Raw genomic sequence first — 15,137 nt, 5'->3', positions numbered from 1 at the left:
ATGGAGATGTTAACTGAAAAACTCGGTTTGGCTCTTGTTTTTTCGTTCGTTGTCTGGCTTGGCGCCACCGTGTTTTTTATGCTGTTCGGCAGTGCGGTTCTTGCCGAACCCGGCCAAGATTCTTTTATGCTCCGCTTTTTGCTTCTTGAAGCCGGAACTTTTGGCCTACTATATGCCGTGATCCTCGCTTACCGGCGAGTTGACAAATCGAGGTTTGCTGCGGTTAAGTTTGGCATTGTAGGGTCGGCAGTCGGTTTGTTTCTCGACACATTTTCTTTATGGCATCATTCATTGATCTTCCCGGCGCTTTCAAAGGGCCAGGTGATTGGATTTGCGGTTTGGATGGTCTTCGCGTATGCCATGTATTTGACGATACCGCTCATACTTGAAAAAAGAAGGTCTGCGGTTTAAATCTTTTATGTAAGATTCGCCCGCTTTATGCTAAAACGGGCGAACGGTCTTTAATCTTGCGGAACCGATTGTTCTGCATTGATGTATCCAGCACCGTAAACATTTGGATCGCGATCTTTCCATAAATCGGTTCCGTTTATTAACAGTTGTTTGATTTCATCAGGTCCTGTCCCTGGGGCTTGCTGAAGAATAAGGGCTGCAATGCCTGCGCAGATCGGCGTGGCCATCGAGGTTCCGGATAATATCATATAATCTGTGCCGACTCTGTTTGCTTTTTGCATCTTATCGAGGAAAGATCCAGGTGAACGAAGCGATGTAATATTTGTGCCCGGTCCCAGCAAGTCCGGTTTAACTTGACCGTAGATCGTCGGCCCTCTGCTTGAATAAGAGGCAACATCATCATCCTCCCGGCTGACTGTATCCCGGTCATCCAAAGCTCCGACTGTAATAATCTTGCTGCTGACGCCAGGGCTGGCAATCGTTTGCGCATCAGGACCGGAATTTCCGGCTGCCGCACATACAACAATGCCTGCGTCCCATGCTGCATGAACAGCTTTAACGACCGGATCTTCTTCCTCATTCTCGTAGCGTAACGCATCTGCCCCCAATGACATTGAAAGAATGTCGATCGGATCATCAGGGTTTTCCTCATTGAATTGAATGCACCAATCGATCCCTTGAATGACAGTTTCCAGCGTGCCGGATCCCATTTTGTCCAATACTTTTACACCGACAAGTTCCGCTTCAGGAGCAGGCCCCCGGTACTGACCCGATGAGGCAGCTCCGTTTCCACAAGCATCGCCGGCGCAGTGTGTGCCATGGCCATTGTCATCATACGGTTCTGTCCTTTGGTTGACAAAGTCTTGAAAAGCCCTGATCCTGCCTTCAAGATCTTTGTGAGGGTATATGCCCGTATCAATGACAGCGATTGTAACACCTTTGCCTGTCAGCGTCTGGTTGTTTCTGATCACCTCTTTGGCACGGCTTGATTCAACCGCTACGTCGAGGAGCGCTTTCACTTTGCGATTTAAATAAATTTTGCGAATGTCACCGCATTGAGATAGAAGCGATTGCAAAGAAGAAGGGGTGACTTCCGCGCTGCAGCAGCTAATGTTGGAAAAGCGATGCTTGATTTTGTTTCTTCTCTTGCTGCCGATCATTTCATTGACTAATTGATAGCCTTTATGGTGGCTGTCTTTTTCAAATTCAATAATGACCGGTATTTTTTTGTTCTTCATTAATATTTTTTCGAAAAATCCGTGTAAAAAGCAAGGTGTCCATTTAAAAGGTTTATAGAGTTTCAGCACGCTTTCTCTCAGCGGCCGGTCCAGTTTATGGGCGTTGGACCTTACCATTTGAACCATATAGGAACCGAACATCCTAGTTCCACCTCATCTCTTATAGTTTATTCTTCCTCTTAATCTATGAATGAAAGGGGGTTCCCGTAAAGTTGGCTGTCCTAAAACGGCGGCAAAAGAGGCCTGTTTCCCATTCGCTTCTGAAAGTGGCAACGGAAGTCCAGGGTTTAAACGAACCAAAATACATGATATTCTAGTCATGTCAATATCACCCTCTAGAAAGCGGCCAAAGGAGCTGAATTCATGGCAACAATCGAAGATTTTTTAAAGCTGGATATTCGGATTGGGACAATTTTAAAAGCGGAAGAGTTTCCTGAAGCGAAAGTGCCGGCTATTAAGCTTGAGATCGATTTCGGAGAAGAGATTGGCGTCAAACGTTCGAGCGCTCAAATCACAAAGCGTTATACACCTGAAAAGCTTATAGGCCGGCAGGTGACGGCAGTCGTCAATTTTCCGCCGCGGCGGATTGCCGGGTTTAAATCGGAAGTTCTCGTTCTTGGCGGCGTGCCGGAAAAAGGCGACGTTATTTTGCTGGCGCCTGATCAAGAAGCGCCCAATGGAACGAAGATCAGCTGATACATAAAAGAGAGGCTCCCTCTACCAGAAGGAAGCCTCTTTTTTTATTTCACCTTGAATTTTTTCGTTAAATCTCGCAGATCTTCCGCCATTTGTTCAAGTGTGGCAGAAGACGTACTGATTTCTTCCATTGAAGCCAGCTGTTCTTCCGCTGATGCTGCAATATCTTGTATTCCAGCTGTGTTTTCCCTTGAAACATCGGCGATTTCCTGAACGGCACCGGAGACTTCCTCTGAGCCTTTCGACAATTGTTCGACCGCTGCATTGAGCGTTTGCAGCTTGCCGGCGATCTCATTCGTCATGCCGCTGATTTCGTGAAAGCTCGTTTCTGTTTTCTCGGTAATTTTGAGTCCGGATTGGACTTCATGGTTGACCGATTGAAACATCTTGAGAGAATGTTCGATTTCTTTGACGATTTCCTGAATCAGCGCTTCGATTTCTTTTGCCGATTCCGCTGATTGGGCAGCAAGCTTTCGAACTTCTTCGGCGACGACGGAAAAGCCTCTGCCTGACTCGCCGGCGCGGGCCGCTTCAATCGCGGCGTTCAATGCCAATAGATTCGTTTGATCGGCAATTCCATTAATGACCCTGAGAATTGATGTGATATCTTTCGATTTGCCTTCGAGACCTTTGACGACGCTCTCAGCTTGTTTGACAGATCGATCGATGGAGTTCATCTGGCCGACCGTTTTCTGAACGAGTTCTCCGCCGGTTTCGGCGATTTCTGTCGATTTGATCGATGATTCAGTAATCGATTCCGACACTTCGGTCATTTCGCTCAGATGTTCATTCATTTGGCTGAGCTGCTGCGAGCTGGTTTCGACTTTTTCATTCTGGCTTTCGGCCCCGTTAGAGAACTGTTCGATCGCAGAAGTAATATGTTCTGTCGCTTGGCTCGTCTGTTCCGCGCTTGCTGTCAGCTGCTCTGATGATGAGGCGACATTCTCAACCGATTCCTGAATGGTGCCGATCAGTGTGCGGAGCGATTCCGCCATATCATTGAAGCTTGTGCCGAGCTGCCCGAATTCGTCATTTGAACGCACTTTAATTTGCTGTGTCAAGTCGCCGCTGCTGATGTTTTTTGCAGATTGAACGAGCTGATTCAATGGTTTGCTGATCGCGCGGATGATAAAGAAAATGAGAATTCCGCCTAGCACCAAAGCCACTGAAAAGACGATCAGAGCCATATAAAAGACGGGCTTTGTGGCGTTTGTTATCTCATCGGAAAACATTGTCCCGGCAATTTTCCAGCCTGTCAGTTTGTTTGTTGCAAACGCCATTTGCTTTTCTTTTCCTTCAAAAGTATATTTGAATTCACCTTTTTCTTTGCCGTAAACTTGGTCAACCCAACCGCCTTCACCTTCAGTTCCGGCTTTAATCTTCGGATGGGCGATATATTTTTTAGATGCACTTGAGATAAAAGCAAAGCCGTCTTTTCCGACTTTGACATCATTTGTCGCTTTAATCAGCTCATCGATATTCAAGCTGAGCGCCGCGACGCCTGACCCGTCTTCATTCTGCTTGGCGATGGTAATGACCGTGTTGCCGGTAGCGGCAGAGGTGTATGGATCAGTGACGATGATTTCGCCTTTTTTCTCAACCGCTTCTTGGAACCATGGCCTTTCCGCGGGATTATAGCCGTCAGGCATTTTCGTATAAGGATGCTGCACGTAGACACCGTCTGCAGAGCCTGTGAACACGGCTTCTACATCTTTATTTTGTCTGGCGTATTGTTCAAACTGTTGTCTTAACGAAGTCTGGCCTTTATCCTTGTATGTTTTTTCTTTGATCACTTCACTGAAATATGTAATAGCATCCGCTTTTTTTTCGATATTTTGATCGATCGTTTCGTTTAATTGATCCACGCTGTTTCTTGCGCTTCTCATGATTTCATCTTCAATCGAACTTCCCGCCGTATAATAGGAAACACCTGAAAGGATTAAAACAGGGAGTGTTAAAATCAATAAAAATGAGACCGCTAATCTTTTGGAAAGAGATGGATGCTTGATCCAATTTACTATTTTTTTCATTCGCCAAAACTCCTTTTTATAGGTTACGAGATTAATATCGGACAATTTTCACACTTTTGCATCAAATTTTAAAATTTAGACTTCAAAATAAAATGCTCAACTAAGGCGAAGGCAACAGTTTTCGGGATTGGCTGAAAAAAGGGCTGCATAACTGTTGACAAAGTTTACCTTCGTTTATATACTAATCGGTAAATACAGTGAAAGGAATAGGTATAGGGGACATGAAGCAGTAATCTTATTTTCCATCGTTTTTTTTAATATGAAAAAACGGAAACTTGGAGAATAGGATGAGTATGCCCTTTTATACCTTGCATCAATTTCTGAAATTTGCATGTTTTTTGTCGTGCAAAGAAATGGGATCGGTTCATACCGCTTTCACGGTGCATATTTTGGCATGATATCCTCTCCGGGTTTCCGCGAGAGGTTTTTTGTTGTCAGCCAAAATAAAAACAGAGGTGAACGGTATGACGATCTTAATGAAAATAAGAGGTTTGCAAAAAAGCTTTGGAGAGCAAACGATTTTAAAAAACATCGATTTTGACATTTCCAATCAAGAGCGGATTGGGTTGGTCGGATACAATGGAGCGGGGAAAACAACGCTCGCAAATATATTGAGCGGTCATATAAAAGCTGACAAAGGCACTGTTCAAACAGACCGGACGCTTAAAATCGGCTATCTGCTCCAGTCGATTGAGTACTCCGTTCATGACTTCAACAGCATATTAACAGACGATGAGGGCGGGAAATTATATCAGTTGACCAGCCGTCTTGGCTTATCAAAGGTCCAAAGCTGGAATTCCGAGCGGCTCAGTCATTTGAGCGGGGGAGAAAAACTAAAGCTTGCGCTGGCGCACGTCTGGAAAACGATGCCTGACCTCCTCATCTTAGATGAGCCTACCAATCACTTGGATTTAAAAGGAATCAGCTGGCTCCTTGAAGAACTGCAACAATATCGAGGGGCTGTATTGATTATTTCTCATGACCGTTATTTCTTGGATCAATCCGTTTCCAAAATACTTGAGCTGGAAGATGGAAAGTTGCACACTTATCAAGGAAACTATAGTGCATACCGGCAGGAGAAAAAACGGTTATATGAAGAACGTCTGCACCAATATGAAGTCCAGCAAAAGCAAAAAGAAAGAATCGAGTCACAGATTGCAACGCTCCAAAATTGGTCCCAGAAAGCCCACCGTGACTCAACAAAACAGGGATCACGGTCAGAACGAAGGCAGCTGGGCTTTAAAGAATACCACCGGGTAAAAGCCAAAAAGCTCGATAACCAAGTCAAATCAAAGCTTAGACGCCTTGAACAGGAACTTGAAAAAAACAAAGCGGAAAAGCCACAAGAGGCAGAATCTGTCAATTTTCAATTTTCATCGGGAGAAAAAAGGGGCAAGCGGATTATCGAAGCGAAAGGCCTGACAAAAGCGTTTGACGGACGCACCTTATTCAAAGACAGCCATTTTTATGTCAAACATGGCGAGAGAATAGGGCTTATCGGAGACAATGGCTGCGGCAAAACGACCCTTGTGAAGATGATGTTGGATGCTGAACCTGCAACAGCCGGAACGCTATGGAAGAGCCGATCTGTAAAGGCCGCATATTTAAGCCAGGATGTCAGTGATTTAAGCGTTGATCAAACAGTGGCTGAAGTACTGAATTTGTCTGACAGAGCCGAAATCGCAAATGCGCGGACCATTTTGGCCAATATGGGAATCAAAGAAAACCGCTTTCATAATGAAATCGGGACATTCAGCCTCGGGGAGCGGACCCGGATTAAACTGGCAGGTATGATTTTAAAGGATTATGATCTGCTGATTCTGGATGAACCGACCAACCACCTTGATTTGCCAAGCAGAGAGCAGCTTGAACAGACATTGCTTGAGTTTCAAGGCACGATCATCATTGTGTCGCATGACCTGTATTTTACAGATCAATTGTGTAACAAACTTCTCGTATTTGAAAATGGGCGCATCACCCGCGTCGAAACCGGATTGAAAGATTATCGGAGCAGAAAGAAACAGCGACATGCAAAACGCGATGAAGAGGAACGGCTTCGCATCGAAAATCGGATGACCGCCGTTCTCGGAGAATTAGCCGGACTCACACCCCAAGACCCGAGATATCATGAATTGGATCAGGAATTTTCAGAGCTGGCCAAACGCAAACGGGCGTTTTTAGAAAAAGAATAAATGGACAGAACCATTTGTGTTTTTTAACACAGATGGTTCTTTTTTGTTTGACGTGGTTTAAATTACCACCCATTAGAGATGGCACCCAAGGTAATAATAGGATAAAAATGATGGACTTACTACAGCAATAAAAAAGGGTGATCAACATGTGGAAAACGATTGTTTCCTATTTTCCGGACTGGATGGTCCTGATGCAGGCTTTTTTTGTTTTTTTCGTCCCGTTTGCCATATCAAAAGTATTTCTGTGGCTTCGTACGGCAGGGGATGATTGATATGAGATGGTGGAAAGCAAAAACGCGCAGATTGATACAATCGTCCAACAAGCCGGAAAAACCTAAAAATGAAGTGCCGGCTTTGGAATCAACGGGGTATTTGACCGGCGATTTTGATCACGACCTGCAAGCGGTCAAAACAGCCTTGGAGAATAACTCAGACGTTCATTTCCGAGAATTCAACTTAGGGCGCACCGGCATCCGGGCGGCGATTGTTTTTGTTGAAATGCTTGCAGATCAAGACCTGATTGACAAACATATTATGAAATCCCTTATGGATGATTTCTCCAAAGAATATAACATTGAGCTTTCTTCATTAAGCAGCAATATACCGGACTTAATCCAAAAGCAGATTTTATCAATCAGCGGAGTATCAGTGGCAAAGCATGTCAGCGAAGTGGTGCCGGAAGTGTTGATGGGTACGGCCATACTGCTGATCGACGGTTCAGCGGAAGTTTTATTGCTGGGAACCGTTAAAAAAAATACAAGGAACATTGAAGAGCCCGTATCTGAATCCTTGGTCAGAGGGGCGCGCATCGGCTTTACGGAAACGATTGGCACAAATACAGCCCTTTTGAGGCAGCACGGCAAAAATCAAAATTTGTCTATGGTTCAATTTCAAGTTGGGAAGCGAGCTGTCAAAAATCTTGTCGTCGCCTATATTAAAGACGTGGCTGAACCAGGACTGGTGGAAGAAGTCAAAAAAAGAATCGAAAAGATTGATATCGATGATGTGCTCGAATCAGGTTTTGTCGAGCAGCTGATCGAAGACAATTATCTCAGTCCATTTCCGCAGGTGCAAAGCACTGAACGTCTTGACAGGGTGATGAGTGCGTTAATGGAGGGCAGAGTGGCCATCTTATTGGACGGGACGCCTTTTGTTTTAATCGTTCCGGTTACATTCAGTATGCTCCTGCAATCGCCCGAGGATTATTATGAACGCTGGCTCCCGAGTTCACTGATCCGCATCATGCGAATTGGCGCAGCGATGATCTCGCTTCTTGGACCCGCTTTATATATTTCCTTTATTTCGTTTCATCCTGGGCTGATTCCGAGTGAACTTGCGATTTCCATTACCGGAACGAGGGTGGGTGTACCTTTTCCATCGCTGATCGAAGCGCTCATTATGGAAGTGGCGATCGAAATTTTGCGCGAAGCCGGCCTCCGGCTGCCAAAACCAATCGGTCCGGCGATGGGAATCGTCGGCGGTATCATCATCGGGGAGGCTGCCGTGCAGGCAGGCATTGTCAGCCCGATTATGGTCATCGTTGTCGCCGTTACCGCGATTTCTTCATTCGCCATTCCGCAATACAGCGCCGGTATTTCGCTGCGCATGTTGAGATTTGTGGCGATGTTTTGTGCAGCCACGTTCGGTTTGTACGGGGTGATTATGTTTTTCCTCATGCTTGCCAGCCACGCGGTGAAGCTGAAAAGCTTTGGCGTTCCATACGCAAGCCCGGCTGTCCCTTATCGTTTGCAAGATTGGAAAGATTTCATCGTTCGCATGCCGATACAGTTGATGAAAAAGCGGCCGAAGTTGCTAAAAACAGACGATTCGACACGTCAGTAGCAGAGAAAGGAGGGAGACACTTATGATGGTCAGGCACGAAGAGCGCATTACCACTTCGCAAACAGCTGTTATCATCACCAATTTCCTGCTTGGGACAGGGATCCTGACGCTCCCGCGAACGTCTGTTGACGAGGTCGGAACCCCTGATGTTTGGATCACGCTTATATTAGGCGGCTTAGTCGCTCTCTTGGCCGCGGTCATCATGGTAAAGCTCAACCATCAATATCCTGATAAAACCTTTTATGAATACAGTCAGGACATCATCGGCAAATGGATCGGCAGCCTGATCAGCTTGTTTTTCGTATCTTATCTATTGGCCCATTCCGGTTTTCAGGTCCGCTCGATGCTTGAAATCATCCGCTTTTTTTTACTGGAAGGAACCCCCCGCTGGGCCATTGTCATGATTTTTTTATGGGTGGGATTATACTTGATCGTTGGCGGTTTAAGTTCGATCGCCCGATTGTTCCAAATCGTGCTCCCCATTACATTTATTCTTTTTCTGCTGGTCGTGTTTATGGGTATCGGAATTTTTGATGTGGACAACTTGCGTCCTGTACTTGGCAAGGGAATAGGGCCTGTCTTAAAAGGAATAAAGGTGACCGCATTGTCTTTTTCAGGTATTGAAATCATTTTGATCCTGATGCCCTTCATGTATCAGCCTCGCAAGGCCATTCATACGGTTGTGATCGGGATCGCCATCCCTTTGCTTTTCTATATGATCACCGTCGTTATGGTAATCGGCGCCCTGTCTATAGACGGGGTGGTATCACGAACCTGGCCGACGATTGATTTGATGAGAAGCTTTGAAATACCCGGTCTGATATTTGAACGGTTTGAGTCTTTGCTGCTGGTCATCTGGATCATGCAGCTGTTCTCCACCTTTGTCATTTCTTTTTATGGTGCAGCATTAGGCCTGGCCCAGCTCTTTAAAACAAATATTCGGCCGATGCTGTTTGCTTTACTTCCGGTGATTTATCTCATGGCCATGATCCCGAAAAATATCAACAACATGTTTGCATTCGGAGATTTTATTGGAAACAGCGGCGTTTATTTAGGCGGCATGACACCGCTCGTCCTGCTGGTGATTTCAAAAATAAAAAGGAGGAAACAAGGAACTGACAGAGGCTGATGATTGAAAAAGGAAAGGGGGGATTTCTCCATGATGGTGAGTCAGCAAGACAAAATTACCGTTTCGCAAACCGTCATCGTCATCACGAATTTTCTGCTGGGAACTGGTATCTTGACACTGCCGCGGACATCTGTGGAAGCGGTTAAGACGCCGGATGTCTGGCTGTCTGTTGCATTTGGAGGATTGATTGCTCTATTGGCAGGTTTCATCATGGTGAAATTAAGCATGGAGTACCCCGAAAAAACGTTATATCAATACAGCCGCGATATTATTGGCAAGTGGCCGGGAGGGCTTTTCAGCCTGCTTTTGATTTGCTATTTTCTCGCAACGTCGAGTTTCCAAGTCCGTTCTGTTACAGAGGTTATGGGATTTTACTTACTGGAAGACACGCCGCTTTGGGCGATGGCGATGGTTTTTTTATGGAGCGGGATCTATTTAATAATCGGCGGTATCAATCCGATTGCCCGACTTTATGAAATCATTTTTCCGATTACAGTTCTCATTTTTCTTGTCGTCATATTTATGAGTGCAAGCATATTCGAGACCGACAATTTGCGTCCGGTTCTCGGGAAAGGGATCGTGCCGGTGATGCAAGGAGTCAAGACAACGTCTTTTGCTTATACAGGCATAGAAGTTCTGCTGATCATCGTTCCTTTTATGAGAAAGCCCGAGCAAGCGTTAAAAGCTACTTTAATGGGCATTTCTTTCCCGATTATCTTTTATATGATCACCGTTATTATGGTCATCGGTGCACTGTCGGTCGATGGAGTGACATCACGGACCTGGCCGACGATTGATTTAATGAGAAGCTTTGAAATGCCGGGGCTGATTTTTGAACGGTTTGAGTCCATGCTGCTGGTCATCTGGATCATGCAAATATTCTCCAATTTTACGATTAGCTATTTTGCTGCTGCTATAGGTCTGTCACAACTCTTGAAGAGGAGGATGGAACCGATATTATTCGGCTTGCTTCCGGTCATTTATCTCATTGCGATGACGCCTAAAAATATCGACCAGCTCTTTCAAATGGGAGATCTGATCGGCAACAGCGCCATCTTTTTAGTCGGGCTCATCCCGCTCATGCTTTTGGTGATATCGAAAGTAAGGAGGAGAAAGTTTGAAGAAAATTAACACCATTCGCTACTTAACGATTGCTTTACTTTTGTTTTTATTAACCGGATGCTGGAGCAGCCATGAAATTGAAGAGCTGGGTCTTACATTTGCGATGGGGATTGACAAAGGCAAAGAAACCGAACTCGAAAAAAAATTTGACGAAATGGGAGGTAATTACCCGAAAAAAGATCGGATCACGATGATCTATCAATACGTGAACGAACAGGCGGCCGGTTCAAAATCGACCGGAGGAAGCACTGATCAAAAATCGTATATTAACGTTTATGGAACGGGGGACTCGCTTCAGCAAATTAACTCTGAAGTAGCATTGAGACAGGACAGGCCTGTATTCAGTCCTCATTTAAAGGTGATTGTCATCGCCGCTGAGCTTCTCCGCACCTATTCGCTGGCAGAACTGCTTGATCAGCCTCTCCGCGATAATGAAATCAGGCCGAGCAGTATGGTGATCGTCACAAGAGGGCGGGCGAGAGACACGCTTGAGCTGAAGGAAACCGGTGAAATGCCGGCGTTTCGACTGCGCAAAATCGTCGAAAATGAATATAAAGCGAAAAAAATTCTTCCTCCTGTGACACTTGCCAAACTGACAGGCAAAATGAGGTCAGGAACGAGCTATCTGCTTCAAAATGTTATTGGTACCGATGGGGAAGTCAAATATGCAGGAGCAGCCGCGATCAACGGAAAAACCAATAAGCTGATCGGTTATTTGGATGAACATGACTTAGAAGGGGTAATGTGGATCACCGGAATGGGAATTGGAGGCACGGTTAAAAGTTATGACCCGGAAGAAAAAAAAGTGACCGCATTTGGTGTCGAAACGATTAAAAGCGACATCAAGCCTATCGTCAAAGGAAACCGTCTTTCTTTTGAAGTGAACGTAAAGTCAGATGGTTATCTTGCGGAAAACTGGAGCACGAATGAAAAAGCTTTTGATAACAAATTTTTAGAAAAGGTCGAAAAAACAACCGAGAAAACGGTGAAAAAAACGATGGAGGACATTACAAAAAAAATGAAAACCGAATACAAAGCAGATCTTGCCGGATTCGGGAACGAGCTGAGGATCAAGCATCCGAGGCTTTGGGAAAAACTAAAGAAAAATTGGGATGAGACCTTTACCGATATACCGATTACATTTCATGTGCAAATCACGATTAAAGAATACGGTACCGTTGGGGATCAGTAACAGAAGCACTTCTAATCACGAAAGGCGGAGAAATACGCAATGATCCGTTCCGAAGATAAAATTACGACTTCTCAGGCCATTATTGTCTTAGTCAGTTATATTATGGCTGCCGGGATTCTCACCTTGCCAAGAACCGCTGCAGAAGAAGCCGGTACGCCGGATGTATGGATTTCCGTCCTATTAGGCGGAATTATCACAATGGCAGCCGGAGTGGTGATGACAAAATTAAGCCAGGATTATCCCGGGCAAACATTTTTTCAATATGGGGAAAACATTGTCGGAAAGTGGCTCAGTATTGTGATCAGCCTACTGTTTATTGAGCATTTTGTGATGATTGCGGCTTTTGAAGCAAGAATTATGGCAGAAGTCATCACCTTTTTTTTGCTGCAGCAAACACCGATTTGGGCGATCGTCATGTCGATGATGTGGGTCGGATTTTATTCGATAAAAGACGGTATGGGATCGCTTGCCCGTTTATTTGAAATCATTTTTCCGATTACAATCCTTTTCTTTTTAACCGTCGTATTTATGAGTTTTGGCATATTCGAACTGGATAACCTGCGGCCAGTCCTCGGGGAAGGCATCATGCCGGCATTAAAGGGGACAAAAGCGACAATGCTTTCATTTATCAGCGCAGAAGTAATGATGTTTCTTTTGGCGTTTATGAAAAAGCCGAAAGATGGTGTCAAAGTCGTTGTCATGGGAATCGGCATTGCGATACTCTTTTACTTAACGACGGTCGTATTCGTGATCGGAGGGCTGTCAGTCGACGGGGTAACCGCGTTGACATGGCCGACGCTTGATCTCATCCGCAGTTTTGAAATGCCCGGCTTAATATTTGAACGTTTTGAATCGCTGCTCCTTGTCATCTGGATTATGCAGTTGTTTGCGACTTTTTCCGTCTCATTTTACGCCGCATCGCTGGGGCTGTCGCAAATTTTCAAAAAAAAGAGCAGACCGATTATGTTCGGTCTGCTTCCGGTGATGTATGTTATCGCGATGACGCCCAAAAACCTCGATGGCGTTTTTTCTCTCGGCAACATGATCAGCTACATTGCGGTGGTTTTATTCGGCATTGTGCCGGTTCCGCTTTTATTGATTTCGAAAATGAGGAAAAAGAAACCTTTGCAAAGCTAGATGTTCAGCCCGCTTTGTTCACTTGCTTCTTAGCTCTCGGTTTCACCCTGTCATTCGGCATGAAAAACACGAGCAAAAAGGCGGCCGCTGCGGGGAAAATTGCCCAAGTAAACGTATGAACAATCGAATGTGACAGCGCCTCGGTGATGTGATTTAAAATATCCGGTGGCATTGATGCCCGGGCACTAGACAAAATCTGGTTGGCATCATTCGGTGAGGCGAGATTTGAAGCGCCTGTGCTTTTAAACATATCTTCCATCTGTTCTGAAAATTGGTTTTTTTGAATCATGCCGAACATACTGGCGCCGATCGTCATGCCGAGAGAGCGCATAAAGTTGCTCGTAGAAGTCGCTGAGCCGCGCTGTTCCGGGCCGAAATGATGGATAGCCGCCATGCTTAATACAGAGAAAGAAAAACCGACTCCCAAGCCGACAACAATCATATAAATGGTTAATAATAAACGCGGAGTGTCAATGTTAAGCGTGCTTAATAAAGAAAACCCGCTGACGAGAACCAGTCCGGAGATGAGCATAATGTTCCGGTAGCTCATTTTTGTCGTTAAGAATCCGCCAAGCTGGGCTGATACGACAGAGCCGAGCATCATCGGCAAAAGAACAAGCCCGGAGTTTGTCGCAGAATCTCCGTAAACACCCTGAACAAAGATCGGAATCTGGATGGTAGCTGAAATAAATGTCCCGCCGTAAAATAAAGCGACAAGCGTGCTGCCGGCAAACAGCCGGTTTTTAAACATATGAAACGAAATGATCGGTTCACTGGCCTTACGTTCGATCAAGAGGAAGCAAACCAATAAGACGGCTGCACTTCCGAAAAGTGTAAGGATGACATTCGGATCCCAGGCGTATTTCTCGCCGCCGAGCTCCAACGCAAACATGAGGCATACGACTGCTCCTACGAGCGTGATCGCCCCTAGCCAATCAATGCGATGCTTTTCATGCTGTTTCGTTTCTTTGTAAAATAGAAGAATGAAAACAAAAGAAACCATACCGAGCGGCAGATTCATATAAAAAATCCAGTGCCAGCTGATGTAGTCAGTGACATAGGCGCCGATGAGCGGTCCGAAAATGCTCGAAAGGCCAAAAACAGCGCCGAAAAGTCCAGTGATCTTACCGCGTTTTTCCAGCGGGAAAATATCAAAAATGATGGTAAAAGCAATCGGAATGAGCGCGCCTCCGCCAATTCCTTGGATCGCGCGGTAAATGCTGAGCTGCTCAATGGTTGTAGCCGTTCCGCACAATGCTGATCCCGCCATGAACACGATGCTGCCAAAAAGAAAAAAACGTTTTCTTCCATACATATCCGACAGCTTGCCGAATATCGGCATGCCGGCCATTTCAGCGACCATAAAGGCAGATACAACCCAGACAAAGCTGTCGAGTCCGCCAAGATCGCCGACAATTGTTCCCATTGCCGTGACAACGATGGTATTGTCCATCGAAGCCATCAAAATAGCAAGCAAAAGCCCTGCTACAACAAATCCTAATTTTTGATTTTGAGTTTGTGACAAATCAATCTATTCTCCTTTAAATAAATTCGTTCTAAAGCAGCGTTTGGCATGGACGCTTCATCCTGTTATGATCATTTATATCAGGAAATAAATATCTTAGCTGCTAAGACATAATGATTTTATAGAAGGGTGTTACCGATGTCAAGAACAAATCATATTGAAGGAGAAGGGCTGCTCAACGAGCTGATACAGCAGTTGAGATTTCACAGCAGCGCAACCATTTTTCTGCACGAGGCGATCGGCGAGAAAATCGGACTGAACGCCACGGATCATAAATGCCTTGAGATTATCGCGCGGGAAGGGAAAGTAACAGCGGGGGAGCTTGCCGCAAAAAGCTGGCTGACAACGGGAGCGATCACAGGCGTGATCGACCGCCTTGAGAAAACGGGCTATGTCAGACGCATCAGGGATTCGTCCGACAGAAGGCGTCTTTTAGTCGAGCTGATCCCGGAAAACATGGAGAAGATCTCTCATATCTTTCAAGACTTGGCGCAAGAATCTGCCGGATTTTTAAGCCGATATTCAGAGGGGGAACTGCAAACCATTATCAAATTTTTGAAAAACAGCACGGCGTTCGCCGCTGATTATGCCAAAACTTTAAAGAAGACAAAGTGACAAAAGAC

13 protein-coding genes are annotated in these 15,137 nt (G+C 45.3%); 10 read left to right on the top strand and 3 right to left on the bottom strand.

What is annotated here, in order from left to right; all coding sequences use genetic code 11:
* On the top strand, nucleotides 1–411 hold the full coding sequence (locus M1D59_RS11225) for a DUF5367 family protein (RefSeq protein WP_101560971.1): 411 nt from the start codon (nucleotides 1–3) through the stop codon (nucleotides 409–411).
* A gap of 50 nt (nucleotides 412–461) precedes the next feature.
* Here M1D59_RS11225 and M1D59_RS11220 read toward each other — a convergent pair whose 3' ends face one another.
* On the bottom strand, nucleotides 462–1,790 hold the full coding sequence (locus M1D59_RS11220) for a S8 family peptidase (protein WP_101560970.1): 1,329 nt from the start codon (nucleotides 1,788–1,790) through the stop codon (nucleotides 462–464).
* Nucleotides 1,791–2,012: 222 nt separating this feature from the next.
* Here M1D59_RS11220 and csaA point away from each other — a divergent pair, with 222 nt between their 5' ends.
* Entirely contained in the window at nucleotides 2,013–2,345 is a 333-nt protein-coding gene (gene csaA / locus M1D59_RS11215) for a chaperone CsaA (RefSeq protein WP_023855721.1), read from the top strand.
* Nucleotides 2,346–2,389: 44 nt separating this feature from the next.
* Here the strand turns inward: csaA and tlpB are convergent, their stop codons facing one another.
* Complete coding sequence (gene tlpB / locus M1D59_RS11210) at nucleotides 2,390–4,375, bottom strand: methyl-accepting chemotaxis protein TlpB (protein ID WP_103750503.1); 1,986 nt, start codon at nucleotides 4,373–4,375, stop codon at nucleotides 2,390–2,392.
* A 464-nt stretch (nucleotides 4,376–4,839) separates the two neighbouring features.
* Here tlpB and abc-f point away from each other — a divergent pair, with 464 nt between their 5' ends.
* From abc-f to M1D59_RS11175, 7 genes are all read left to right on the top strand, one after another.
* Nucleotides 4,840–6,567 (top strand): ribosomal protection-like ABC-F family protein, encoded by a 1,728-nt coding sequence (gene abc-f, locus M1D59_RS11205; RefSeq protein WP_023855723.1) that lies wholly within the window; start codon nucleotides 4,840–4,842, stop codon nucleotides 6,565–6,567.
* Between the two features lie 146 nt (nucleotides 6,568–6,713).
* Nucleotides 6,714–6,839 (top strand): hypothetical protein, encoded by a 126-nt coding sequence (locus M1D59_RS11200; protein ID WP_023855724.1) that lies wholly within the window; start codon nucleotides 6,714–6,716, stop codon nucleotides 6,837–6,839.
* Between the two features lies 1 nt (nucleotide 6,840).
* Nucleotides 6,841–8,409 (top strand): spore germination protein, encoded by a 1,569-nt coding sequence (locus M1D59_RS11195; RefSeq protein WP_026579586.1) that lies wholly within the window; start codon nucleotides 6,841–6,843, stop codon nucleotides 8,407–8,409.
* Between the two features lie 22 nt (nucleotides 8,410–8,431).
* Complete coding sequence (locus M1D59_RS11190; protein WP_095292022.1) at nucleotides 8,432–9,538, top strand: spore germination protein; 1,107 nt, start codon at nucleotides 8,432–8,434, stop codon at nucleotides 9,536–9,538.
* Nucleotides 9,539–9,568: 30 nt separating this feature from the next.
* The gene (locus tag M1D59_RS11185) at nucleotides 9,569–10,669 is read left to right on the top strand and encodes a spore germination protein (protein ID WP_128823590.1); all 1,101 of its coding nucleotides are present in this window, start codon (nucleotides 9,569–9,571) and stop codon (nucleotides 10,667–10,669) included.
* Complete coding sequence (locus tag M1D59_RS11180) at nucleotides 10,656–11,852, top strand: Ger(x)C family spore germination protein (RefSeq protein WP_128823660.1); 1,197 nt, start codon at nucleotides 10,656–10,658, stop codon at nucleotides 11,850–11,852. Before M1D59_RS11185 ends, M1D59_RS11180 begins: the two co-directional genes overlap by 14 nt.
* A 39-nt stretch (nucleotides 11,853–11,891) precedes the next feature.
* Nucleotides 11,892–12,989: a spore germination protein gene (locus tag M1D59_RS11175; protein ID WP_411202520.1), complete on the top strand. Its 1,098-nt coding sequence runs from the start codon at nucleotides 11,892–11,894 to the stop codon at nucleotides 12,987–12,989.
* Nucleotides 12,990–12,993: 4 nt separating this feature from the next.
* On the opposite strand, the gene M1D59_RS11170 is transcribed toward M1D59_RS11175, so the two are convergent.
* The gene (locus tag M1D59_RS11170) at nucleotides 12,994–14,451 is read right to left on the bottom strand and encodes an MDR family MFS transporter (protein ID WP_458118048.1); all 1,458 of its coding nucleotides are present in this window, start codon (nucleotides 14,449–14,451) and stop codon (nucleotides 12,994–12,996) included.
* Between the two features lie 201 nt (nucleotides 14,452–14,652).
* Here M1D59_RS11170 and M1D59_RS11165 point away from each other — a divergent pair, with 201 nt between their 5' ends.
* Nucleotides 14,653–15,129 carry a MarR family winged helix-turn-helix transcriptional regulator gene (locus M1D59_RS11165; protein ID WP_048350069.1) on the top strand — a complete coding sequence of 159 codons (477 nt, stop codon included), beginning with the start codon at nucleotides 14,653–14,655 and terminating at the stop codon, nucleotides 15,127–15,129.
* The last annotated feature ends 8 nt before the right edge of the window (nucleotides 15,130–15,137 follow it).

It is taken from the genome of Bacillus sp. PK6-026 (assembly GCF_054161455.1).
Note: the sequence above shows the minus strand (reverse complement) of the source record. Positions and strands in the feature narration are given on the sequence as shown.

Coding starts and splice junctions, on each gene's coding strand:
- abc-f (WP_023855723.1), top strand. CDS start 4,840: ATGACGATCTTAATGAAAATAAGAGGTTTGCAAAAAAGCTTTGGAGAG.
- M1D59_RS11220 (WP_101560970.1), bottom strand. CDS start 1,790: ATGTTCGGTTCCTATATGGTTCAAATGGTAAGGTCCAACGCCCATAAA.
- M1D59_RS11195 (WP_026579586.1), top strand. CDS start 6,841: ATGAGATGGTGGAAAGCAAAAACGCGCAGATTGATACAATCGTCCAAC.
- M1D59_RS11175 (WP_411202520.1), top strand. CDS start 11,892: ATGATCCGTTCCGAAGATAAAATTACGACTTCTCAGGCCATTATTGTC.
- M1D59_RS11170 (WP_458118048.1), bottom strand. CDS start 14,451: ATGGCTTCGATGGACAATACCATCGTTGTCACGGCAATGGGAACAATT.
- M1D59_RS11190 (WP_095292022.1), top strand. CDS start 8,432: ATGATGGTCAGGCACGAAGAGCGCATTACCACTTCGCAAACAGCTGTT.
- tlpB (WP_103750503.1), bottom strand. CDS start 4,375: ATGAAAAAAATAGTAAATTGGATCAAGCATCCATCTCTTTCCAAAAGA.
- M1D59_RS11225 (WP_101560971.1), top strand. CDS start 1: ATGGAGATGTTAACTGAAAAACTCGGTTTGGCTCTTGTTTTTTCGTTC.
- csaA (WP_023855721.1), top strand. CDS start 2,013: ATGGCAACAATCGAAGATTTTTTAAAGCTGGATATTCGGATTGGGACA.
- M1D59_RS11200 (WP_023855724.1), top strand. CDS start 6,714: ATGTGGAAAACGATTGTTTCCTATTTTCCGGACTGGATGGTCCTGATG.
- M1D59_RS11185 (WP_128823590.1), top strand. CDS start 9,569: ATGATGGTGAGTCAGCAAGACAAAATTACCGTTTCGCAAACCGTCATC.
- M1D59_RS11165 (WP_048350069.1), top strand. CDS start 14,653: ATGTCAAGAACAAATCATATTGAAGGAGAAGGGCTGCTCAACGAGCTG.